The organism is Cytobacillus oceanisediminis, assembly GCF_004366035.1.
GTDB classification, from domain to species: Bacteria; Bacillota; Bacilli; order Bacillales; family Cytobacillaceae; genus Cytobacillus; species Cytobacillus oceanisediminis_C.
Window position 1 is genome coordinate 123,260 of record NZ_SOEE01000010.1, and the last position, 23,332, is coordinate 146,591.

Genomic DNA, 23,332 nt, shown 5'->3' on the forward strand with positions numbered 1-23,332 from the left:
CATGGCTTTGATTTGGGGAAATATAATAGTAGGGTTCGCAATGTTTATAGCAGCCTATATGGTGCTTGTCATCAGCTTCTATTCAATCATTTTATTAATCTCTGTATTTCAGTTAAGAAAAGAATATATGCTGGACCGGAATCAGACACTTGACGAATATATGAATGAAACCTTCGCAAAGCCGGTTTCCATCATTGTTCCAGCATATAATGAAGAAGCCGGCATTGTTGCCAGTGTCCGTTCCCTTCTGAGTATTGACTATCCTTCATTTGAGATTATTGTGGTTAATGACGGTTCTAAAGATGCTACCATGGACAAGCTGATTGAGAATTATGATATGAGAGAAATTAATCCAGCAGTCAGAAAGATGGTTGAGACAGAAACTGTAAAAAAAATATATCAGTCCGCTTCCCTTCCGCATCTATATTTGATAGATAAAGAGAATGGCGGAAAAGCAGATGCGTTGAATGCGGGGATTAATTTTTCCCATTATCCTTATTTTTGTTCATTGGATGGCGATTCTGTACTGGAAAGAGATGCCTTCTTAAAGGTAATGAAGCCTATCATGGATTCAAATGGGGAAGTCATTGCTTCAAGCGGAAGCATTCGGATTGCAAATGGGTGTGAAATACAGGACGGAAATATCTTAAAGGTCGGCTTAGCCAGTGAGCCTTTGGTGGTTATGCAGATAATTGAATATTTAAGGGCCTTTTTAATGGGAAGGATCGGGTTAAGCCGCCATAATCTACTGCTGATCGTTTCCGGAGCTTTCGGTGTTTTTTCCAAGCAATGGGTCATTGAAGCAGGCGGCTATAAAACCAATACGGTTGGTGAGGATATGGAACTTGTCGTAAGGCTTCACAGGCTTATCAGGGATAAAAAGCAAAAGAAGAAAATTGTCTATGTGCCTGACCCTGTTTGCTGGACAGAAGTTCCTGAAAGCATGACTTATCTTAGAAGGCAAAGGCGCCGATGGCATCGCGGTTTATTTGAAAGTTTGTGGACACACAGAAAGATGACGTTCAACGCAAGATATGGTCTGATAGGCTTTGTTTCATTCCCTTACTTTTGGATTGTAGAATTTATAGGACCGATTGTAGAATTATTGGGGTATTTATATGTTATTGTATCCTTATTCTTAGGAGGCATCTATCTGGAGTTCGCCATCCTGATTTTCCTGCTTTCTTGTTTGTACGGCTCACTTTTCTCAATGGCTGCTGTGCTGCTTGAAGAATGGAGCTTACGGAAATTCCCGAAAATCTCCGACTTAATGAAACTGTTTTTCTATTCAATGACGGAAACCTTATGGTATCGGCCATTAACGGTTTTTTGGAGATGTGAAGGGATTTGGCAGCTGATCAAAGGTGATACAAGCTGGGGAGAAATGAAAAGAAAAGGTGTTTCCGGATGAGAATATTTACCAAAGGGCAAGCTATCGTTTTTTTGATTGTTTTTGGAGTTTTGGCTGTTATTGCAAGTCCTTTCTGGACATGGTGGCTGAAGCAGGATCAAGAGCTCAATGTGTTCATCTTAAATAAGACCGTGCCGGATGACTCATACCGGGAGCATAAGGGGCTCGTATGGATTTTAAATAATGAAAAATATATTAAAGCAAATGGGGACCGATATAGTATTGAAGATGATTACAGCGGCTTTAAGCCAGGCAGGAAAAGTGAGTATTCCATTAAGCCATTCCCTGATAATCTTGAAAAATATCAAGTGCTTTACCTCGCCGATACGTATGGGGTTTATGAGGAAGAGTTTAATGGAAGCAATCCCCTGGGAGAACGGTCTTCAAGTCTTAATGGCGGTCTTCAGGAAGAGGAAGTCATTCAGCTGGAAGATACACTGCTATCATCCAAAGGGAAAACACTGATTGCTGAATTCAATACCTTTGCGGGTCCATCCTCAAATGAGGCACGGCACCGGCTGACGAATTTATTGAACATCAGCTGGAGCGGATGGATAGGCAGATATTTCCCGGATTTATCAAGCAGCGAGGTTCCGGTTTGGATTAAGGATAACTATGATGAGGGCAGCTGGGGTTTTAAAGGTCCCGGCCTGGTGTTTGTGAACTCGCAGGATTATGTGGTGGTGGTTGATGAAAGTGAACTGAATGGTGAAGGGGTTGGTTTCACGTTTACTGAAAAGGGAGAAGGTTACTTCGGGAAGAAAGCGCACGCTCCTTATCGGTATTGGTTTGATGTGATCGAGGCAAGAAATCAGGATGAAATATTAGCAGACTATTCATTGCCTCTTACAAAAGCAGGAAAAAGCAAACTGCAGAACGCTGGAATTCCTGTCACCTTCCCAGCTGTGATCCAGCACAAAAACACAGCTTATTCTTCCTTTTATTTTGCAGGTGATTATGCAGACGAAGCAGAAGTTCCTGGTATTTATCAGACCAGGGGATTGTCGAAGTGGAAGGAATACTTTAGTGCGAACGATTCATTTTACTGGGAAGCTTACGTTCCAATGATGAAAAAAATGCTGCAGGACAAGCCGGGAAGCGCGGATAGTCAGAATGCGCCCGAAACAGCCAGCAACACTGGAATACAAACGAACAGCAAGACTGGTGAAGAATATATACAAATTCTAAAAGATGGCACCTGGGAGGATCTATTGGTAAAAGGGGTGAATATGGGGATTGCTAAGCCTGGCTCCTTTCCTGGTGAAACAGGAATAACAGAAGCAGAATATTTCCGGTGGTTCAAAACGATTGGAGATATGAATGCCAATGCCATCAGAATATATACATTGCACCCGCCTGCGTTTTATGAGGCCTTTTATAAATACAACCAGATTGCGGAAAAGCCATTATTTTTATTCCATGGTGTCTGGGTTAATGAAGAAACACTGGTTAAAGAGCAAGACGCTTATTCAGATGCTGTTACAGCAGATTTCAAAAATGAAATGAAGCAAATGGTCGATATCATTCATGGTAGTGCTGTTATTGACGAGAAGCCAGGTCATGCTTCAGGTAAATATACTTATGATATCTCGCCTTATGTGCTGGGCTTTATGATTGGAATAGAATGGGATCCAGAGGCGGTCGCAGGCACAAACGAGAAACATAATGGCCTGCAGCAATTTTCAGGAACCTATTTCCAAACGGAAAATGCAAATCCTTTTGAAATCTGGCTTGCTGAAATGATGGAATATGCCGTGAAATATGAAACGGATCACTACCAATGGCAGCACACCATGAGCTTTACAAATTGGGTAACAACAGATCTGCTGACCCATCCATCAGAGCCTTCGATTAAGGAGGATATGGTCTCAGTGAACCCTAATCATATTAAGAAGACGGATAAGCTGCATGCCGGACTGTTCGCATCCTACCATGTGTACCCTTATTATCCTGACTTCCTCAACTATGAAGAAAAGTATGTGAATTTTATCGATTCCGAAGGGGACAAGAATAATTATGCCGGCTATCTTCATGATTTAATAGCTGTCCATGAGATGCCTGTTCTAGTGGCGGAATTCGGCGTTCCTTCTTCAAGGGGCATGACGCATGAAAACGCTGGAGGAATGAATCAGGGCTTTCATTCCGAAGAAGAGCAAGGAAGAATAAACAGCCGGCTGCTTGAATCGATCGTTTCGGAAGGGTATGCAGGCGGACTGGTGTTTTCCTGGCAGGATGAATGGTTCAAACGCACCTGGAATACGATGGATTATGATAACCCTGACCGGCGGCCATATTGGTCAAACAGGCAAACAAATGAACAGCATTTTGGCCTTTTAAGCTTTGAAACTGGGAAAGATGAAGCCGGTATTTATGCGGATGGCAATACAGGTGATTGGAAAAGGCTGAATGCGAAACCTGTTTACAGCTCTGATGATGAGAATTCTTACTTGAAGGATATGTATGTTGCTTCTGATGAGGAGCATTTGTATATACGAATAGATTATAACCATCCCATTGACTCAAAGAATGAGAAGACTTATTTACTGATCGATACAATTGCAGGACAAGGCCAGACCTCCATTCCCATTAGTCAAACGGACAAGATCAAAACGGACTTCGGAGTTGACTTTTTGGCGGAAATAGGCGGACAGGATCATTCCAGGCTTTTAATCGACAGCTACTATGATTCTTTTTATTATCATTATGGCCATATGCTGAACATGATACCGAATGAAAGCTATGCAAACAAAAAGGATAATGGAGTTTTTCATCCTATCAGATTAGCACTGAATAAGGAATTAACGATTCCTTCAACTGGGGAAACGAAACCATTCAAGTCTTATGAGACCGGCAAACTACTGTTTGGGAATGCAAACCCCGGATCTGAAAACTTCAATTCTTTAACCGATATTAGTATAAGCAGGAATAAAAAAGTAATGGAGATCAGACTCCCATGGGCATTGCTTAATATGAAGGACCCCAGTCAAAAGGAGATAATGGGGGATTTATGGAGAGCAGGCCTTACCGGCAGCCTGAATATTGAAGGATTATGGATTAGTGCAGTGTCGGCTGACAGCTATGGCATCAAGGATTCTTTTCCAAAGATGCAAAAAGGCGCGATACATGAAAAAGAATCAGTCTTTTATTCCTGGGATGTGTGGGAGCAGCCAGATTACCATGAAAGACTTAAAAAATCTTATTTTATTTTGAAAAAATCATTTGACTCCATACAACCGGGAGAGAAGTAAATGAAAAAGATATTGATAGCTGAAGATGAAGAAATTCTGCGCATGCTTATTTCTGATACTCTGGAAGATGGGGATTTTTCTGTAGATGAAGCTGAAGATGGAGAAGAAGCTTTGCAGCTTATGGAAAAAAAGCAATATGATTTGGTCATCCTGGATTATATGATGCCAGTCCTTACCGGTCTGGATGTCATAAGGAAAGTACGGAGCGGAATGAATCAAAACAAAGATGTGAAAATATTAATGTTATCTGCCAAAAGCCAGCAAAATGAACAGGAAGAGGTTTTAAACGCAGGTGCAGATTATTTCATGGTTAAACCGTTCAGCCCTCTTCAATTATTGGAGAAGGTCGGAGAAATAGCAGATGAAGTTTAATCATTTTATAAAAAAGAGCCTTACCAGACAGATTATCGCCCTTATGGGAGTGTTCACTCTTCTCTTCCTGGCGGGGACTATTATTCTGACTTTGCTGCAGGAGCATGTGAACAGCTCTTATTACAAGGAACGTGAAAAGCTTGTCAAAAAAGAAGAAATTGTTCAGCAAATCGATCATGACTTTAATCTGGTCTTTTTCAATGTCAGAGGCTATTTTGCCTATAACAATTCTGAATTGAAAAACCAGGCTGCTTCCTTAAGGCCCGGGATCAGAAAGCTTATAAGTGAATACAACCGTATCGCTGCAACGCCTGAGGACAAGGCATTTGGAAAGGAAATGGATGAATTTGCAGATTTTTATTTCATTGAAAGGCTTCCCGCATCAATAGAATATTTTGAAGCAGGCCGTATGGATGAAGTTATCAAATTGGCAGATTCCGGCGCAACTGCAAGGATAAATTCCTTTCAGGATGAAACACACGACTATCTGCAAAACCTCCATAAGGAGCTTAATGACAGAGTTCAGAGCCTAATCATCAAACAATCCTACATACAAACAGGGTTTTTTCTCTTTCTTGTTGTCATTCTGGTTATCTTGTTCAGAATGATCCGGATTATGTTCAAGAAAATTGGGCAGCCGCTCACTCAGTTTGCCAATGCCGCTGAGGAAATTGCAAGGGGAGGAAAGGCGGAATTGCATGTAGGACAGGAGCGAATGGATGAATTGGCTGTTTTGTCTACTGCTTTTAGTAAAATGGTGAGAACGCTGCAGGAAAAAGAGCAGGATTTGCTTGCTCAAAATGAGGAACTGCTTGCGCAGCAGGACGAGCTCCAAGCACAGAGGGAAGAATTGGAGGAAGTATTGGGAACTATGCGTTCAAATGAGAGAAAGCTTGAACGCCGGAACGAGTTGATCAATGGAATCTCCAATTCGCTGCAGAAACAGGAAGTGCTGGAGAGTATCGTAAACAATATGTGCTATGTCATTGAGGCAGATTGCGGATTAATTGTCATGCTGCAAAATGGCGAGTCTGCTTCGTTTGGCATTTCAGCTTTGGGTGTTGAGCAGTTTAATAATCATTTGGCAAGTGGCTTTATTGACAGGCTGAAGCAGACAAAGGAAGGATTTACAGTTAAGAGGCAATTGCTTCAGGAAGAAAAAGGATACCATGAAAGAACAGTTTTCGGCTATGACTTGTACCTGCCGATTATCTCTTCAAATCAAGAGGTGACCGCTGTCATGGTCTTCACCAGATTTGGTTTTCCTTTTATACAGACACATATGGATGAATATTCAGCATTATCCAAACAGATTGGATTGTCGCTTGATAAGATCAGCTCATATGAAAACTCTGAAGCTGACCGAAAATTAAACCAGGATATCCTGAACACGGTAAAGGAAGGCATGCAGTATGTCGACAGGGACGGCTGCATATTGCAGGTCAACAAACAGCTTTGCGAAATGTTCCACTGCCAGGATGGCTTTGCAGGGATTGTTGGTCAGACCTGGGATAAGTGGAGTGTTCTTTTAAAGAAGCAGGTAGTGGATGAAGATGGCTTTACCGAATTCATCTGGCGCGCTTTTAATGGTGAAACATCCAGCGGGGAAACGTTTGTATATAAAACCAAGGATAGAGGACATGTATGCCAGATGTACTGTGAAGGTCTTTATCAGAATAATGAGCGAGTAGGAACTGTATTTGTCCACAGGGATATTACAAAGGAATTTAAAGTGGATGAAATGAAATCGGAGTTTGTCAGCACCGTCAGTCATGAATTGAGAACACCGCTTGCCAGCATTTTAGGTTTCTCAGAGCTGCTTTTAAACCGTGAACTCAAGCCGGAGAAGCAGAAGAAGTATTTGATGACAATATTAAATGAGGCCAAGAGGCTTACCTCCCTGATCAATGATTTTCTTGATGTCCAGCGGATGGAATCCGGTAAACAAACGTACGAAAAAAAATATATTGAGCTTCTCCCTATTATTGAGAAGGTAATAGATAACCAGCAGGTGCAGACGGATGTTCACAGGATTATTTTGGAATCATTTGATGGAAATGATCTTATTCTCGGAGATTCCAGCAAGATTGAACAGGTATTTACCAATTTGATTAGCAACGCCATTAAGTATTCTCCATCTGGAGGCCCAGTCTATTTAAGGTTATACGAGGAAAACAGCCTGCTTCATATAGAAGTGGAAGACCATGGACTGGGAATTCCGGAAAATGCAGCTGCGGATATTTTTAACAAGTTTTACAGAGTGGATAATTCAGATCGGCGTCGAATTGGCGGAACTGGGCTTGGGCTGTCCATTGTTCAGGAAATCGTAAGGGCTCATGATGGGTATGTAAGCTTCAAATCAAAATACGGGGAAGGAAGTACCTTCATTGTTTCCATTCCAGGTGTCTATAAGCCTTCCCATGGACTGGATGAGAACATTCATCAAAGCGGCACACGCTATGAAGTGCTGGTCATTGAAGATGATCAAAGCCTGGCAGAACTGATTATTCAGGAGCTTACTGAAAACAATTTGCATGCGAAGCACTTCAATACCGGAAGGGATGCCCTGGCGTACTTGGAAAATCACCTTCCTGATGCGATTGTTTTGGACATCATGCTTGATGAAGGGCTTGATGGATGGAGCATTATGAAGATATTAAAGCGAAATGAAGTTCTAAGTCATATTCCAATTATTATATCAACTGCATTGGATGAAAAAGAGAAAGGCCTGTCATTGGGAGCTCATGATTACTTCATAAAGCCATATCAGACAGGCAGCTTATCTTTGGCCATTTTGCAGACATTGCTTAAAGTTGGAAAGGCAGGCCAAATATTAATTCCAGAGAATTCACCCGGTGATTGATTTGTACATGCACTATATTAGATTTTCCTGGGGAAAGCTTTCTGCATTGAATACAGACCTGGCAGCAGCACCTTGAGCTATAGAGATTCTAAGTTCAGATAAAAGATTCATTTATAACAGGCACACGGTTCTAAAGTCATTAAAATGACTTTAGAACCGTTGCCTCTTTTTGTATATTTAAGCTATTTCCAGCGGGTTTCAAGAAATAATAGGCATTAAAAATAAATACAGTTCTTTTTTATGAATAAGATATGGCTGGTAGCCCTTTAGGAGGGATTCTATGGATTACGGTAGATACCAGGCATATGGCAAGGGACAATGAGATCAATTATGGTTCCTGGCGAGGAACTCTGGATGTCCATTCGGGAAGCTGGCTTCACATTAGGCAGGGAATGAAAAGCGATAGCTGCCAAGGAGACAATGAAAATGATCTTTAATCTCCATATTTATTAGAAAACTCTTTTCATTACGTCCAATTCGATCAATGCCTTAAGGGAAATAAACATACAATAATCTTTGATAATTGAGGGATCTAAATTTTCAAGACTAAGATGATTATAGTTACCATCTGCAAACTGGAATTTTGAAAAAGCCTCATCTGTATGCCAGCAGTGAATATGGGGGTGGCTTTCAATTCGATCATCAGAGGTGCTGTCAAAATCCAGCTTATCTGGTTCAATCAGCAAGTGGTCAATTAAATGGTTTATGGCAATTTCACTGCTGTACATCGAAGTCACGCCTCTATACCATCCTGGCCAGCTTCCTTCAGATTCATAAAATTCTGCAGCAAGTATACACTCTGATATTAGCAGTGAAAGTTCGCAGACCTTTTTTATTTGCTTTGTTTTTCCGTAATGGGAGGTTCCGATATTATGGATACCGCGATGGTTAAGTCCGAAAAGGCGGGAAAGCTCCATGAGTTTGCTTTGGACCTCGGAATCAAAAGCATATTTTCCTATGCCTGCTGTAAAATATTCTGGGTAAAATGAATTCCAGGCCGGTGTCAAAAAAGTATCTGCATCGGTCCGCAGGATATATTCATAATCTTTCAAAATGGAATCAGACTCACTGCTGGCAATACAGCTAATGGAATTTAGATATGGATAGTCATGGTATGGCGAATCGTACTCTATTTTAATGCAGTCGTCCGGCAATAATTCAAGCGTCTGTTTTGGACCGAAAATAACCAAATCTGTATCCTTGCTTTGAATAGAGCGGTAAGAAGTGTATAAGCAGCCAAACTGTAAAAGTAACTCTCTTTTTCCTTCCAAGTAAACAACAATTGCTCTCTTCATTTTGCACCTCTAAAAATTGATGCCAAAAAGATTCATAAACCAATCGTCGTCATGAACTCTTTTTTGGAAGTAGTGTTCTCGCTGCAACATAACATCACTTTTCAATACTCTGTCGATAACGAAATCTGGGTCAGTAAACTTAATTAGTTTCTTACACTTTTCCACTCTTTTCTCATTAAAATGGCTGTAAGCCATACGCAACAGGTTATAATTAACGTCCTCCCACGTAATAAGAAATGGAGGAGATTCCGTACGGAAGACATGGAAAACAGTGCATTTTGGTTCTGCAAAGCATCTATAACCCATCAGCCATAATTTTAGTGAAATCTCTTCATCTTCTCTTCCCCAAACTTTAAAGCCATTTTCAAATCCATTGATATACTGAAAAACCTCTTTAGATATGGCAAGACATCCCCCAGCTAAAAGAGGAACTTTTGATAATTTCTTTATATCTGTTTTCCACTTAGGCTCCAATTGTTCATTCCAGGTATATCCGTATCCTTTTTTCTCAGGGTTCATAAAATCAGCAATTCCGGGATTCACAGCATCTGCAATGCCATTTTCAATAGGGGCGACTAAGGAATCTATAAAGTAGTCTTTGAAAAACATATGTGCATCACAAAATATGAAATATTTCCCCGAAGCATGCTCTGCTCCTATATTTCTAGCCTTTGCAGCACCTGCACTGTTCGTTTTTATGAGTTTTATTTTTTCTTGTTCCTCTTCTAAAAAATGACAGCATTGGTCCTCAGATCCGTCATCAACCACGATAATTTCATAAGAATGGTTCGTTTTGGTTTTAAGTATGGAGAGAATGGTGTTTTTTATGTGTATTCCTTCATTTTTGACAGGCAGAATAAGGGACGTTTTTACTAATTTTTCAGGTCTCACCTTTCCCCCTCCATGATGAAAAAGTTGAAAAGTCACAAATTAATTCTTTCATCCAGCACACTCTTATAAGACAAGCATATTGTAGCATTATGCTTTGGATGTTTTTTAGAAATGAAAGGATGAAGAAAATGGGCATTCAAACCCAGTTATTAGGAATAGGCAATAATGATGAAATCGTAACTTTGATTGGTCACATTGACATATCCGAAGATGGTAAAATGGCACTTCTCACCTTTGAAAATAAAAGCCCTTTACCTCCTTCCGGCCCGGAATCAAAATTAATTAGTTTAACATTAAACAAGGATTCATTAAAAGAAGGGGAAGCCAGAATTCTCGATGTAGAGCCAGCTGCTTGGAAATTTGCTCCATACGAAACGGCAAAAAGTAAAATGCAAGTGGTTTTACATCCTGAACAGCCAAATTTAGGACTTGCCCAAAATGAGAAATTGGTTATAACACTCCTGAATATGAAGACAAATGGTAAGTATAAAGAGGAAGACTTCCTTGGGTATGGGTCAGAGAATCAGCTGCAGGTCATCGCTTCCTTTAACAGACAGGATTCAAGTGAACTTGTTACGATTGAAGGATACTTTTTTAAAGCCCCGGATCTAAAACCACAGCATCCTGGTGAAGTGAATAATTTTCACCCAAGTGTAACAACAACATCACTAGCACCTTACGTAACTACAACACCGCCGCCAAATGTAACAACAACTCCACCGTCACCCGAAAGTATGGAACCCTGCAATAATAAACAAGCCAATCCTTATGAAGAGGCACTTTCAATTTTAAGGCTGACTTCGAAAGCAATGATAAAATCGATTCTTAAAAGTCATCCAAATGATCCAGGCTTCAATTTCAAATTTAGTTTGTTTGGGATTGCCAATATAGAAGTATCAAGCAATTTTTCGTTTCAAATCCCAATAATAAACAAGTTATGTGTTGAATTGATAAAAGGTGTCAGCAAGGTATAACGAATGAAAATACTATATAAAGCAAAACTTTCTTTTACCATACAAAGGAAGGTGCTGTGAGTACCATGCGAAAGGTTTCTGTTATTATCCCCATAAAGAATGAAGAAGAGAAATTAGAAATGATTTTAAACGAAGTTAAGAAGCTGAATCCGCTTGAAATCATTACTGTCATAAACGGATCGATTGATAAATCAGAAGAAATCGCTCAAGCAATGGAATGTAAAGTTATTGTTTATGAGGATGCTTTAGGACATGACATTGGAAGGGCAATTGGGGCTTTTTATGCAAAGGGGGACATCTTACTTTTTTTAGATGGTGATATTCTTATTTCAAATAAAAATCTATATCCGTTTATTGATGCGATAGAGCAAGGCCATGATATTGCCCTAAATAACCTGGAGTTAATTATGAACACCAAGGAGCGGCCGCATTCTGTATCGGTTGTCAAAAAGGCGCTGAACGAACTGTTTGGTTATGATGAATTAACGATTAACTCCATGGTTGCTGTGCCGCATGCAATCAGCAGGCATGCATTGCAGGAAGTTAACTGGCGAAGTCTTGCCAATCCGCCTTTAGCCCAGGCAATAGCCATGAGCAAGAAGCTGTCGATTGTTGCGCCTGAATATGTTGATGTAATAAGCAGAAATAAAATCAGGCCGGATATTCATATTGAAAAATCCAGTGAATCCCCCTATAACTGGATCGAGGATGTAATCTTTGGAGATCATTTGTCAGCAGTACATTACCTTATTACAGAAAAAGGAAAGAGAGGAGGCCACCCTGATAAAAGATACCGAACTATGCTGCAAAATATTAAACGGTTAAATGCTGGCAAAACAGTACTGCGAAGTGCTGTCATCTGTGACGAAGGTAAACTGAGCCTTGAGCAGTTGACTGAAGTGATCAGGACTTTAAAAGAATCGCAAATTGATGAAATCCTGTTTATCTCAAGCAGACAGGAAAAGATAAAAATGGATAGATTACGGGATTTAAATGTAATGGTAATTCCTTTGTTTATTAAAGGCGATATATTTTTAAATAGAGCTATTGGAGCAGTTTTCGCTTCAGGGGAGAGCGTACTTTTCCTCGACGAAAAGAGTATTTTGCCAGCCGAAGATTGGGAAAAGCTGTTCAAAGAAGCAGAAAATGGGGCAGATTTGGTTCTTTTAAATGAAGTCAATTATTTAGATGAAAGTCATCCCCTTGAACTAATAAATAGCATGAAGTATTTTCTTAATTTAGCAGCAAAGAGACCTGATCTCTGGAATAATGGCTTGGCCTTTCAGCCCCATGTTATCAGCAGGAAAGCACTGCAGCTAGTTGGTAATTCATCTATTATGATTCCTCCAGTGGCCTATCTCAAGATAATGGAACATAGTCTGCCTGTTTCAGTTGTCCAGGTCAGCACAAAGCTCCCTTACATGGATGACGCCATAAAGAAAGAGGAACTGATTGGAGATTGCATTGAAGGGCTATCTTATTTTTTTTCGAAAACGAATGAAAGAGGCGGCTTTTCTGATGGAAACAGGAAAAGAAGGATTCTAGATGAATTAAACGATAACGGCAGAGAAATTTTTTAAGAGATTCAATTTTTTTAAAAATGAATGGAGGACAAAATGATGTCTATGTATTCAGAGAAGGATTGGGATAGATTAAAAAACTTCGGATACTTAGAAGACCTCACATATGAAGCGTACTTCCGCGGCGGAGAACAGCATGTGGAAGAGCTGGTTGGAGCTGACTATATTCTCCCATATTCTGTGGAAGAAATATTGGAAGCAGGGATAGCCAGCTTATCAAATAAATTAATCAAGCTTAAAACACCTCATGAGGTTCAACAGGAAATAAAGCAGGCTATGGGTAATAATAAAGGATACTCCCTGATCAGAATTGGGGATGGGGAGCTTTTGACTCTTGGACATGACATTCTTTTTTCAGCGGAAGAGATAGAAAGCATCCCAAGGCTAAATTTCTTATCATATGCCGGTGTAAACTTGCCCGATCACAGCATCAGGGACTTATTAGCAAGAAATATGATGGAAGCCGATATGGTTGGCATTCCATTCCTGAGGAGACCTACCTTTCAGCAATTGTTTAACAAGCTGGCAAAGGTTCACAAATGGCCTATGAAAAGCATGAATTTAACCAGATCCGTAATAAATTATGAACTCCATCTGCAGACAACGCTATTTCAGGACCTTCTGAACAATAAAAGAGTATTATTAATAGGAAATCGGATGATGGAGGGAGAAACCGTTCTGCGTAATGCCGGGTTTAATAACATTGCGGGTTCGATTCCTGTTGAGAATATTAACTCGGTTCCGCATGTGCTTTCCGAGGCGCAAAAATATGACTTCGATGTGGCCCTCGTGTCTGCAGGCATTCCAGCAAATTTAATTTGTGTCGAATTGGCCAAACGCAATAAAATTGCCATTGATTTTGGTCATTTAATTGATGAACTGATTAACAATACGAAGGTAATTGTTAAATAAAAGCTATCTTTCAGCAAAACTGTATTCCTGCAAACATTGTTAAGGCACTAGTTATATCAACTATGCATATGACATATTTTACTAAGCAATTAATAATTTAATAGCTTTAAGTTAAATAGAGCATTTCACTGCCATGAGAAATGCTCTATTTCTTTGTTAAAGTATCAAGAATGGGTCTGGATTCAATAAAAATATAATAAAAAACGCTAATTATTTATTGCAAAACGATAAATTCTGTATTAAAATCAAACTGAAAATAAGAAGTGAGGTGTTTTTTTTGGAAAAAGTAACAACATTGTTTTTAAAAATAGCTGTTTTTCTTTTGGGTGTCCCTATTTTGGTTCTGTGCATTTTTTTGGTGCCTGAGCTGGGGAAAGCTGCAGGAGAAATGCTGCCGAAGTTTGCTTTCCTTAAATATTTGGTTTTCATCGTGTTTTATGCTTCGACGATTCCTTTTTACTTTGCGCTGTATCAGGCTTTCAAGCTTTTGCGCTATATTGACAAAAATAAAGCTTTCTCAGATTTATCGGTCATAGCTTTAAAGAAAATTAAATACTGTGCCATCACTATCGCCGGATTGCATGTGCTGGTACTGCCGGTCTTCTATATTTTTGCAGAAATAGACGATGCCCCGGGTGTCATTTTCGTTGGCTTGCTGGTTCCTTTTGCATCAATGGTTATCGCAGTCTTTGCGGCAGTTCTGCAGAAGCTTTTACAAGAGGCAATTGATATAAAATCAGAAAACGATTTAACGGTCTGAGGTGAGAACATGGCAATTATTATAAATGTTGATGTGATGCTGGCAAAGAGGAAAATGAGTGTAACAGAACTCTCAGAGAAGGTAGGAATCACAATGGCAAACCTCTCTATTTTGAAAAATGGCAAGGCGAAGGCGATAAGGTTTTCAACCCTGGAGGCCATTTGTAAAGCATTAGACTGCCAGCCTGGGGATATCCTGGAATACCGAAATAATGAGGAAGATTAATGATACAGGTGGGGGATAAAAGATGCATTTGACTATTCGAAAAGAGGAACCGCGATCGATAAGGTCAATTAAGCAGCTCTTTCGTTTTGGCTGGGAGCAGGCTTTGTCCTGTTTGTTTCCTGTTGTTATTTTTGCTTCTTTAGCTTTAACCAAATTCCTGCCGATGCCCATTCTGCCGCGGTATGACTGGATGCTGATCATTTGTCTCCTGATGCAGTGGGTCATGGTGCGCTCGGGGCTTGAAACGAAGGATGAATTGAAGGTTATCACATTATTCCACCTTATTGGCCTTGCACTTGAACTATTCAAGGTCCATATGGGCTCATGGGCTTATCCGGAGGATGGTTATTCCAAAGTGTTTGGGGTTCCTTTGTACAGCGGTTTCATGTATGCCAGTGTAGCAAGTTACCTGTGCCAGGCATGGAGGAGGCTGAAGGTTGACCTGGTTAAGTGGCCGCCATTCATGGCGGTAGTTCCTCTTGCAGCTGCGATTTATTTGAATTTTTTTACCCACCATTATTGGATTGACGTCCGATGGTGGTTATCTGGAATGGTTATGGTTGTTTTCTGGCAATCATGGGTCACCTACGAGGTTGGCGGGATCCGTTACCGTATGCCGATTGCACTTTCTTTTGTGCTGATTGGTTTCTTTATATGGATAGCAGAAAATATCGCAACGTTCTTTGGGGCTTGGGAATATCCCAATCAGGCTGATGCCTGGAGCCTGGTTCATTTAGGGAAGGTGAGTTCCTGGCTCTTATTAGTCATTGTCAGCTTTCTTATAGTGGCTACGCTAAAGCGGGTGAAAGGAAACAGTTCCGCTGGTTCAGCTTCTGGTCAAACTTTATAACTGTAAGGATTAAGTTCAATTGGCTGATTAAAGGTAATCAAACACAAATAAATAAAGGGCTGCAATTGGAACTGATAGAATTAATGCCCGCAGTTTATGGACATAGTGTAAACGGATCATAGGAAACATAATGACGACAAATAAAAAAGACCACCAAATATTCCATCCATTATGATAGCTTATGAAACTAAAACGGGATGCCAGCCATTCAGCTGCCCAAAATAAGACAATCCATTTTGCATAATAGTACATTTGCTTTTTTAATTTGCCGGGAAAATGGGATAAGAACACGAATCCCATTAAAGGATTGATAATGATATTGTGCAGCAGATGAACTCCCATCAGATTCAAAAGGCCTTTTTCAAGTTCCCATAAATGAAAATGGCTGTGTGAAATAAATTCATAAATAAAAGATGCCACGGAGATATAGAGCATGGTAGGATAATAACTTTCCCAATTCTTCCAATCTCCTCTAAAATAAGCAAAGATAATGACCAGTATAACAAGGATGCAATGCATATATTCACCTCATTTTTCTGGTAATTAGTATTGACGACATCTAAAATTAAATACCAATAAATGTAAAAATGGATAAATTATCCTAATAGTATTAACTGCAAATTAGATTAAGATGCTGATTTCAGGGGCTCTTACCTTATTATCTATGGGACTGTTGTTATAGAGGCTTTTTGGTAGTTTAAAGGGCAGTAATGAAGAATATTTACTTTATAAAATATAGGTATTTTTTAAACTTTTAGAGATAATAAACCTACAAATACATTGTGGGGGAGTCATTGTGGAATCCAGGAAAAAGAAAGTAAATATTGAACTGTCTTGCACAGAAATTGGAGGCCTTTGGGGTGTTTATTTACAAGAGAGCATGAGTTCCTGTTTTCTCAAGTATTTTTTACACCATCTTCAAGATGAGGAAATCATTCCATTAGCAAAAGAGTCATTGCAAATTTCGCAAGGAAGGTTAGAAAAGATCAAAAAAATTTTCCTCTCAGAAAATTTTCCGGTGCCTGCTGCCTTTTCCGAAGGGGATGTCAATTTGTCAGCCCCTCCATTATTCAATGATGTGTTCACTTTAAGCTATATTTATATGATGAATCGATTGGGCATGATTAACTTCAGCTATACTGCATCAAACAATGTTCGGCTGGATGTCCTGGATTTTTTTACAGAATGTATACATACCTCTACAGAAATGTTTGGTAAAGCAGTAAAGCTGATGCTGACTAAGGGCATTTATGATCGGCCGCCAAAAATGAACTATCCAAAAGAAATTGAATTTGTCCAGAAAGAATCTTTTCTTTCTGGAATTATAGGCACTAAACGTCCCTTGAATGCAATTGAACTATCGGAAATATTTTTCAACATCGAGCGAAATTACTTTTCAGTTCTCATCATGCTTGCGTTTGCTCAAGTGGTAAAAGACAAAAACCTAAAGAAACATATCTTGAAAGGAAAGACGATCAGCGAAAAACAGATATCTTTTTTCAATAATTTATTAATGGAAGAAGAGCTTCTTGGAACCGTTACTGTCGGAATGGAAGTAACAGAATCCATTGTATCACCTTTCTCAGACAAACTTATTTTTTCTATGATCAATGTTTTGAATTCCGTAGACATTAGCTTAATTTCACATGCCATGTCAGTGTCCATGAGAACCGACCTAACAACTCAATACAGTAAAATTATTGCAGAAGTCATGCTTTATGCAAAGGATACCTTTGATATAGTGGTAAAGGAAAAATGGCTTGAACAGCCTCCGCTTGTGACTAATAGGAAGTTGCTGATACATAAAAAGCAATAAGATACAGGCAATAGAAATAAGGATGAATCATTTAGTTGACTGCAGCCTCTCAAAAGGGCTGCAGTCAAAGCTATTCAGTCGTATCGGATGTATTTCCTCTTTTCACTAAATACATGGCGGTAATCCACGACGTGATGGGGATCACCATTGTTACCCCAATTCCTGCACAAAAAATCGTGATCATCTCGCCGCTGAAAATTTTTGAATTGATAATTTCACCTGGTGAATAGGATAGGTCTTTAAACCATATCAGCAGTGCTAAATATCCGCCAAAGAAGGCGAAAAATAATGTGTTGGTGCTTGTTCCGAGAATATCCTTACCGATGCTGATGCCAGCTTGGAACAATTCTTTTCTGCTAATGTCCGGGTGATGATAATGAATTTCCCTCATTGGGGAAGAAATGGCCATGGCAGCATCGGTTATGGCGCCGATTGTACTCATAATGATGACAGACGCAGCCACTTTAACAAAATCAACCCCAATATAAAGGGAAAATATGCTCAACTCTTCTATTTCCTCTTCACCAAATCCCTGAATCATTGACTTTTCTGCAATAATGACAATGAACACAATGAGAACGACCGTAGTAATGATGGAAGCCAGAAATGCGGTTTTCGTCTTAATGTTCACTTCATTTATAAAAAATAGATTGATACAGCCAATGAATGCACAGGCGAATAATGTAACGATAATTGGATTGATATTTGGATCGTTCATAAAGAAAAGGACGAAAATAATCACTCCGAAGTTGAGGAAGATCGCAAAAAATGATCTGGCTCCTTTTTTTCCGCCTATAAGGGTCATCAGAATAAATAAAATGGCTGCCAGCAATAGGATTGCGTTCATCTTTGTGCCCTCTTTCTATTAATGAAGTATATCGTGGTATACAGCCCAATCGGAATCGTGATCACAATCCCAATTCCTCCGGCAAGTGCCCGGGCTAACTCAAGCGAAAGGTTCATGGATAGGCTGAATCCGAGCGGTGAGTCATTTTTTATATACAGAATAAGCATCGGAATGGAACCGCTGATATAGGCGAAAAACAAGATATTCGTCATGGTGCCCATAATGTCTTTGCCCACTTCCATACCAGAGCGTTTAAGAGCCTGAACTGGAATGCTGTTATTTTTTTCATATAAGCTAAACAATGAGGATGACATGGTAATGGCCACATCCATAACCGCACCTAAAGAGCCGATAAATAAACCGGCTAAGAATACCATCTGATAGGGCCTGGTTATAAACTGGAGCTCTTCATATTTTAAGCCCTTCCCGCCAGTTAACCGAATGACTAGATAAGTGATTAATAATGATAAAAAAGTAGCCGCAAGAGTAGCAATAATCGCTGCATATGTTTTTTCATTAAAGCCGTTTACGAGCAGAAGGGAGGTAACGGTAAATAAGATGACTGCCGCACTGCATATCAGCAGCAGGCTTATTTCCGGATTCTTCAGATATACATCCAATGCATAAGAAAGCAGCACGGCATTAACTGCCAGGCTGATGATGGAAAAGAGACCTTGCTTTTTCCCGACAAAAAGCAGTATCAGGATAAAGATCCATCCTGTCAATAGTATGTAATGGTCGCGCTTTAGATCAAGGATATCTCCGCTTAATTCTCCAGCACCTTCTTTTTTCTCCTCTATGGATACGAATAACTTTTGTCCTGTTTGAATTTCATAATCGTATGCTTTGGATTTAGAATACTGATTGGATAACTGGATTTGCTGCCCTTTTTCTTCGCCATTCGTTATTTCTGCCACGATACGCTGTTCATATAGGCGATCTTCATTATCATAAATATCCTTTACTTCTTCAGAATGATGAGTTTGAACCTCTTTAACTTCAGCAATTGTTCGTTCATAGAATGAGTCATTGTTTTGAACAAATAGAGCAGAGGAAGCAATGCAAGATGCCAATATGATATATAAATAGAATTTTTTTAAAGGGATGTTTTTCAAAATGAACCTCCAGAGAATATAAAGACAGTTTTTAGTATAAATAAGCGGTTTTTCCGCTGAAACCCATAATGATGCCATGCAGCTGCCCGCTTCAACGCAATAAGAATAACAGTAATTTTTTCAGATAGTCAAGCGTATCAAAGTGTGTGTGCAATGTCCAATTGTTTTGGCCTCTAAGTATCATGGGCTGCAGATAAGGTCAAAGAGAAATGCCTGCAAGGTTTAACACCTGGCAGGCATTTGTGATGGCAAAAGTATAAGGAATATCAAGGGATCATTGGTCAGGGAGATCCCTAGATCGAACAATATAACTTGTATGAGAACTGCAAAGGAAGTGATTTTAACATACTGAAAGGTAAAGAACCGCGGACAGTTGAGGAGTTAGCCGCAAGACACAAAAATTGTCATCTCCAACCTGCATCGTGCTTATTGAATTATCAGATTTTAAATAAACCACATGCTCACTTTGCTTATTTAATATTTGATGAACAGGATTCATGCTTCTCATCCAGCTTATCCCGTACTATACTCTCATATTTGCCCGCATTCATTTATGGATTCAAATTTATCAAAAAAAAATCATCCAGAAGGATGAAAGAGAATGACTGCTGAGCCATGCTGTTATTTTTTTTTCTGCAAAATGGAGCTTTCAGTTTGCTGTTTCTCTTGTTTCTGTCTTTCTGCGTCCTTCTTGAATGCCTCCATTGCTTTATAGAAAAGCAAAGTCACCTCTATCACCTCCATATAAAATGTATCCCCCCTGAATCATTAGATAAAACTTAGAATACGAATTTTTATAAAAAAACATTGACCAAAGTGGTCATTTTTTGTTATGTTGAAAATGACCATATTGGTCATTTTAGTGAAAGGAGTGCAATATAATTAATACTACTTTTTACAGCTTGAAACCCGAAAAACAGGAACGAATTATCAATGCAGCCATGAAAGAATTTGTGAAGAGCGGTTATGAAAAGGCATCAACAAATGAAATGGTAAAGGATGCACAAATAAGCAAAGGCTCATTGTTCAACTATTTCAGCAATAAAAAGGATTTGTATTTCTTTTTGATTCAGAATGCAGTAAACATCATAGAACAAATCTATGTTGAAATAGACATGAATGAAAGGGACATTTTTGAAAGAATCAGCCAGGTAGGGTTCATTAAATTAAACATTCAAAAGAAGTATCCCCTTGTATTTGATTTCTTAAAATCACTGCTTGAAGAAGATGCTCAGGATGTAAAATCGGATATAAATCTACTGCTGGCAAACATTCAAAAAAATGGCTTCAAAAGAATCTACGAAAACATCGACTGGTCAAAGCTTCGGGAGGATATAGAGCCTGAAAAGGCGATGAATATCCTTAATTGGACCATGACTGGTTTCGCGGAACTGCAAATAGCGAAAATCACGTCATTTGAGGATATCGGTATCGGGCTGTTTAACGAATGGGACAGTTATAAGGAAATTTTAAAGCGCTGTTTTTATAAAAATGGGGAGGAATGAGCATGAGCCTTTTAAAAGTAACCAACCTAACAAAGAAATTCGGCAAGTTTACAGCACTGAATGGGGTAAATCTCGAGTTAAATGCAGGTGAAGTACTGGGGTTCATCGGCCCAAATGGGGCAGGAAAGTCCACCACCATTCGGGTGTTATTGGGGATATTAAAGGCAACAGGCGGAGAAGTAAAGCTTTTTAACAAGGACGCCTGGCAGGATGCTGTCGACATTCATAAGAGGGTGGCATATGTGCCAGGTGACGTGAATCTCTGGCCAAACTTAACAGGGGGGGAGGTTATTGATTTATTTATAAAATTAAATGGCACTGCGAATAAGGCAAAACGTGAGGAGTTAATAGAGAAATTTGATTTGGATCCATCCAAGAAGTGCAGAACCTACTCTAAAGGCAACAGGCAAAAGGTTGCTCTGGTTGCGGCCTTTTCCTCTGATGCTGACTTGTTCATTCTGGATGAGCCGACATCAGGCCTGGATCCATTGATGGAAAAGGTTTTTCAGGAATGTGTGATGGAAGTTAAAAGACAAGGAAAGAGTGTTCTCTTGTCCAGCCATATTTTATCAGAGGTAGAAAAGCTGTGCGACCGGGTAAGCATTATCCGTCAAGGCAAAATTATTGAGTCGGGAACCTTAAATGAGCTGCGCCACCTTACACGGACACAAATGCTCGTTGGCACCAGCATGCCGATTACAGGATTACTTGATATGCAAGGCATTCATGAGGTTCAGGAAAGTGAACATGGTATGTCGTTTCAGGTTGATACGATGCAAATAGATGCAGTCATCAGGCATATAAGTCAATTTGGCATCATCAGGCTGGAAAGTGCCCCGCCAACATTAGAGGATTTATTTATGCGTCATTATGAAGGGGCAAAGGATACTGGAGGTGTCCGCTGATGGCAGGCAACCATTTAGCAAAAACTGCTTTCCTTTCAAAATTTATATTCCGGCTGGACCGTTTGCGGATCCCAATATGGGTGCTGGCACTTACCTTTTTCACGATAATCGTTCCAACAGCCTTTAAGGGATTATATAATTCTCAGCAGGAAAGAGATGCAATGGCACAAACAATGGCAAACCCGGCGATGACTGCTATGACTGGTCCCGCGGATCTAAGCAACTATACGATTGGTGTCATGACAGCCCATCAAATGCTTTTAATGACTGCTGCTGTGACTGGTTTAATGAGCATACTGCTGGTTACGCGGCATACCAGGGCTGATGAAGAGGATGGACGACTGGAATTGCTCCGTTCGCTGCCTGTAGGGCGTCTATCCTATTTAAATGCATCACTGCTTGTAGTATCGGCAGCATGCATTGTATTGGCCTTAATTAATGGATTCGGCCTTTATGCCCTTGGAATTGAAAGCATGGATCTGGAAGGGTCATTGCTATATGGTGCTGCATTAGGGGCGACGGGTCTATTTTTCGCAGGTGTAACAGCTGTATTTGCTCAAGCTTCAGATAGTTCACGCGGAACAATCGGTTATTCGATAGCCATTCTTCTTATTTCTTACCTTTTTAGAGCAATTACAGACATCAGCAATGAATCATTATCCTGGCTTTCGCCGCTCGCATGGGTAACCAAAGCAGAAGTCTATGATTCTAATAATTGGTGGCCTATTGTCTTAATGATTGCTGCAGCCATGGTTCTTTTTGCCGTCGCGAATTATTTGAATGCAATTCGAGATCTGGATCGCGGATTTTTACCATCCAGACCCGGAAAAAAATATGCATCACGCTTTTTGCAGAGTCCAACCGGCCTTGCGTTAAGATTGCAGCGTACCGGAATCATTTCATGGGCAATAGGCATGTTTGTGCTGGGGGCTTCTTACGGTTCAGTTTTAGGTGATCTGGAATCATTTTTCTCTGATAATGAGGCCATGAAGCAGCTCCTTAAACCAACAGAAGGGGTAACATTGGTGGAACAATTCATTCCCATGCTGATGATTGTCATTTCACTGATGGCAACCATTCCTCCGGTTATGGCCATGAATAAGCTCCGCGGCGAGGAGAAAAAGGAACGAATTGTTCACCTGTTAAGCAGAGCCGTTTCACGGACAAAACTGTTAGGTAGCTATTATGTCATTTCCGTCATTAATGGATTTGTCATGATCTCACTTGCAGCACTCGGCCTTTGGTCTGCCGGAACTGCTGTGGTTGAAGGCGGGTTATCCTTTGGAATGATCTTTGGAGCTGCATTGTCCTATTATCCAGCCATGCTGGTCATGATCAGCCTGGCCGTATTTCTAATTGGCTTCCTGCCAAAATTATCCGGTTTTATTTGGCTCTATGTTTTATATTCTTTTATTGTGCTGTATTTAGGAGGCTTATTCCAATTTTCTGACTGGATCGGCAGTATTTCTCCTTTTGGCCATGTTCCGCAGGCACCGATTGAGGAATTTTCAATTATCCCGCTGCTTCTATTGTGTTTAATTGCTGGGGGACTGGCGTTAGCAGGGTTTATAGGGTTTAATAAGCGGGATATCGAGCAATGAAAATAGAAATTAAGAAACGCAATCTATATGGGGATTGCGTTTTTTATTCATACTAATAACAGTTAAAAGGAAATTCTGAAGTTACATGTGTTGCAATATCAAAATCTTTGTGATTAAATAACATTATTCAAATCGTAATAATTACGATTTTCATCAGGAAGG

At 39.9% G+C, this 23,332-nt stretch carries 20 protein-coding genes; 14 read left to right on the plus strand and 6 right to left on the minus strand.

Annotation, left to right across the window (positions count from 1 at the left end):
* The first annotated feature begins 1 nt into the window (after nt 1).
* From DFO72_RS22960 to DFO72_RS22975, 4 genes are read left to right on the plus strand one after another with little or no spacing between them, the layout of a single operon-like run.
* Nucleotides 2–1,411: a glycosyltransferase family 2 protein gene (locus DFO72_RS22960; protein ID WP_113884764.1), complete on the plus strand. Its 1,410-nt coding sequence runs from the start codon at nt 2–4 to the stop codon at nt 1,409–1,411.
* Complete coding sequence (locus DFO72_RS22965) at nt 1,408–4,659, plus strand: hypothetical protein (protein WP_113884765.1); 3,252 nt, start codon at nt 1,408–1,410, stop codon at nt 4,657–4,659. The genes DFO72_RS22960 and DFO72_RS22965 overlap by 4 nt, the downstream gene beginning before the upstream one ends.
* A complete protein-coding gene (locus DFO72_RS22970; RefSeq protein ID WP_113884766.1) occupies nt 4,660–5,031 on the plus strand; it encodes a response regulator transcription factor in 372 nt (123 codons plus the stop codon). It abuts the gene before it with no gap.
* Nucleotides 5,021–7,894: an ATP-binding protein gene (locus DFO72_RS22975; protein ID WP_113884767.1), complete on the plus strand. Its 2,874-nt coding sequence runs from the start codon at nt 5,021–5,023 to the stop codon at nt 7,892–7,894. The genes DFO72_RS22970 and DFO72_RS22975 overlap by 11 nt, the downstream gene beginning before the upstream one ends.
* A 449-nt stretch (nt 7,895–8,343) precedes the next feature.
* Here the strand turns inward: DFO72_RS22975 and DFO72_RS22980 are convergent, their stop codons facing one another.
* Nucleotides 8,344–9,189: a DUF7164 domain-containing protein gene (locus tag DFO72_RS22980; RefSeq protein ID WP_113884768.1), complete on the minus strand. Its 846-nt coding sequence runs from the start codon at nt 9,187–9,189 to the stop codon at nt 8,344–8,346.
* Nucleotides 9,190–9,198: 9 nt separating this feature from the next.
* Nucleotides 9,199–10,080 (minus strand): glycosyltransferase, encoded by an 882-nt coding sequence (locus tag DFO72_RS22985; protein WP_113884769.1) that lies wholly within the window; start codon nt 10,078–10,080, stop codon nt 9,199–9,201.
* 119 nt (nt 10,081–10,199) lie between these two features.
* Between DFO72_RS22985 and DFO72_RS22990 the strand changes: the two genes are divergently transcribed.
* The 6 genes from DFO72_RS22990 to DFO72_RS23015 all read left to right on the plus strand — a co-directional run bounded on the left by DFO72_RS22990 (nt 10,200) and on the right by DFO72_RS23015 (nt 15,381).
* Nucleotides 10,200–11,054, plus strand: coding sequence for a hypothetical protein (locus DFO72_RS22990; RefSeq protein WP_134177284.1), 855 nt, complete (start codon nt 10,200–10,202; stop codon nt 11,052–11,054).
* A gap of 65 nt (nt 11,055–11,119) precedes the next feature.
* Nucleotides 11,120–12,634, plus strand: a complete 1,515-nt coding sequence (locus DFO72_RS22995) for a glycosyltransferase family 2 protein (RefSeq protein ID WP_113884771.1) — start codon at nt 11,120–11,122, stop codon at nt 12,632–12,634.
* Nucleotides 12,635–12,670: 36 nt separating this feature from the next.
* Nucleotides 12,671–13,546, plus strand: coding sequence for a GT-D fold domain-containing glycosyltransferase (locus DFO72_RS23000; RefSeq protein ID WP_134177288.1), 876 nt, complete (start codon nt 12,671–12,673; stop codon nt 13,544–13,546).
* Between the two features lie 277 nt (nt 13,547–13,823).
* On the plus strand, nt 13,824–14,306 hold the full coding sequence (locus DFO72_RS23005; protein ID WP_113884773.1) for a DUF2975 domain-containing protein: 483 nt from the start codon (nt 13,824–13,826) through the stop codon (nt 14,304–14,306).
* A 9-nt stretch (nt 14,307–14,315) separates the two neighbouring features.
* The gene (locus DFO72_RS23010) at nt 14,316–14,531 is read left to right on the plus strand and encodes a helix-turn-helix domain-containing protein (protein ID WP_113884774.1); all 216 of its coding nucleotides are present in this window, start codon (nt 14,316–14,318) and stop codon (nt 14,529–14,531) included.
* Between the two features lie 58 nt (nt 14,532–14,589).
* Nucleotides 14,590–15,381 carry a DUF817 domain-containing protein gene (locus DFO72_RS23015; RefSeq protein ID WP_166672548.1) on the plus strand — a complete coding sequence of 264 codons (792 nt, stop codon included), beginning with the start codon at nt 14,590–14,592 and terminating at the stop codon, nt 15,379–15,381.
* 27 nt (nt 15,382–15,408) lie between these two features.
* Here DFO72_RS23015 and DFO72_RS23020 read toward each other — a convergent pair whose 3' ends face one another.
* The gene (locus DFO72_RS23020) at nt 15,409–15,900 is read right to left on the minus strand and encodes a CBO0543 family protein (protein ID WP_113884776.1); all 492 of its coding nucleotides are present in this window, start codon (nt 15,898–15,900) and stop codon (nt 15,409–15,411) included.
* Nucleotides 15,901–16,177: 277 nt separating this feature from the next.
* Here DFO72_RS23020 and DFO72_RS23025 point away from each other — a divergent pair, with 277 nt between their 5' ends.
* Nucleotides 16,178–17,197, plus strand: coding sequence for a DUF3231 family protein (locus tag DFO72_RS23025; RefSeq protein ID WP_113884777.1), 1,020 nt, complete (start codon nt 16,178–16,180; stop codon nt 17,195–17,197).
* Nucleotides 17,198–17,267: 70 nt separating this feature from the next.
* On the opposite strand, the gene DFO72_RS23030 is transcribed toward DFO72_RS23025, so the two are convergent.
* The 3 genes from DFO72_RS23030 to DFO72_RS30470 form a co-directional block, all read right to left on the minus strand.
* Nucleotides 17,268–18,044 (minus strand): YibE/F family protein, encoded by a 777-nt coding sequence (locus DFO72_RS23030; RefSeq protein ID WP_113884778.1) that lies wholly within the window; start codon nt 18,042–18,044, stop codon nt 17,268–17,270.
* Nucleotides 18,041–19,159, minus strand: coding sequence for a YibE/F family protein (locus DFO72_RS23035; RefSeq protein WP_113884846.1), 1,119 nt, complete (start codon nt 19,157–19,159; stop codon nt 18,041–18,043). The genes DFO72_RS23030 and DFO72_RS23035 overlap by 4 nt, the downstream gene beginning before the upstream one ends.
* A gap of 621 nt (nt 19,160–19,780) precedes the next feature.
* On the minus strand, nt 19,781–19,903 hold the full coding sequence (locus DFO72_RS30470; RefSeq protein ID WP_258549834.1) for a hypothetical protein: 123 nt from the start codon (nt 19,901–19,903) through the stop codon (nt 19,781–19,783).
* A 158-nt stretch (nt 19,904–20,061) separates the two neighbouring features.
* Between DFO72_RS30470 and DFO72_RS23040 the strand changes: the two genes are divergently transcribed.
* The 3 genes from DFO72_RS23040 to DFO72_RS23050 are packed head-to-tail and all read left to right on the plus strand — an operon-like array spanning nt 20,062 to nt 23,170.
* On the plus strand, nt 20,062–20,664 hold the full coding sequence (locus DFO72_RS23040) for a TetR/AcrR family transcriptional regulator (protein ID WP_113884779.1): 603 nt from the start codon (nt 20,062–20,064) through the stop codon (nt 20,662–20,664).
* Between the two features lie 2 nt (nt 20,665–20,666).
* Complete coding sequence (locus tag DFO72_RS23045) at nt 20,667–21,569, plus strand: ABC transporter ATP-binding protein (RefSeq protein ID WP_113884780.1); 903 nt, start codon at nt 20,667–20,669, stop codon at nt 21,567–21,569.
* Nucleotides 21,569–23,170, plus strand: coding sequence for an ABC transporter permease (locus DFO72_RS23050; protein ID WP_113884781.1), 1,602 nt, complete (start codon nt 21,569–21,571; stop codon nt 23,168–23,170). Before DFO72_RS23045 ends, DFO72_RS23050 begins: the two co-directional genes overlap by 1 nt.
* Nucleotides 23,171–23,332: the final 162 nt, after the last annotated feature.

Bases quoted from the DNA above. Each gene is read 5' to 3' on its own strand.
- DFO72_RS22960 (WP_113884764.1), top strand. From the start codon at position 2: ATGGCTTTGATTTGGGGAAATATAATAGTAGGGTTCGCAATGTTTATA.
- DFO72_RS22965 (WP_113884765.1), top strand. From the start codon at position 1,408: ATGAGAATATTTACCAAAGGGCAAGCTATCGTTTTTTTGATTGTTTTT.
- DFO72_RS22970 (WP_113884766.1), top strand. From the start codon at position 4,660: ATGAAAAAGATATTGATAGCTGAAGATGAAGAAATTCTGCGCATGCTT.
- DFO72_RS22975 (WP_113884767.1), top strand. From the start codon at position 5,021: ATGAAGTTTAATCATTTTATAAAAAAGAGCCTTACCAGACAGATTATC.
- DFO72_RS22980 (WP_113884768.1), bottom strand. From the start codon at position 9,189: ATGAAGAGAGCAATTGTTGTTTACTTGGAAGGAAAAAGAGAGTTACTT.
- DFO72_RS22990 (WP_134177284.1), top strand. From the start codon at position 10,200: ATGAAGAAAATGGGCATTCAAACCCAGTTATTAGGAATAGGCAATAAT.
- DFO72_RS22995 (WP_113884771.1), top strand. From the start codon at position 11,120: ATGCGAAAGGTTTCTGTTATTATCCCCATAAAGAATGAAGAAGAGAAA.
- DFO72_RS23000 (WP_134177288.1), top strand. From the start codon at position 12,671: ATGATGTCTATGTATTCAGAGAAGGATTGGGATAGATTAAAAAACTTC.
- DFO72_RS23010 (WP_113884774.1), top strand. From the start codon at position 14,316: ATGGCAATTATTATAAATGTTGATGTGATGCTGGCAAAGAGGAAAATG.
- DFO72_RS23020 (WP_113884776.1), bottom strand. From the start codon at position 15,900: ATGCATTGCATCCTTGTTATACTGGTCATTATCTTTGCTTATTTTAGA.
- DFO72_RS23030 (WP_113884778.1), bottom strand. From the start codon at position 18,044: ATGAACGCAATCCTATTGCTGGCAGCCATTTTATTTATTCTGATGACC.
- DFO72_RS30470 (WP_258549834.1), bottom strand. From the start codon at position 19,903: ATGGAGGTGATAGAGGTGACTTTGCTTTTCTATAAAGCAATGGAGGCA.
- DFO72_RS23045 (WP_113884780.1), top strand. From the start codon at position 20,667: ATGAGCCTTTTAAAAGTAACCAACCTAACAAAGAAATTCGGCAAGTTT.
- DFO72_RS23050 (WP_113884781.1), top strand. From the start codon at position 21,569: ATGGCAGGCAACCATTTAGCAAAAACTGCTTTCCTTTCAAAATTTATA.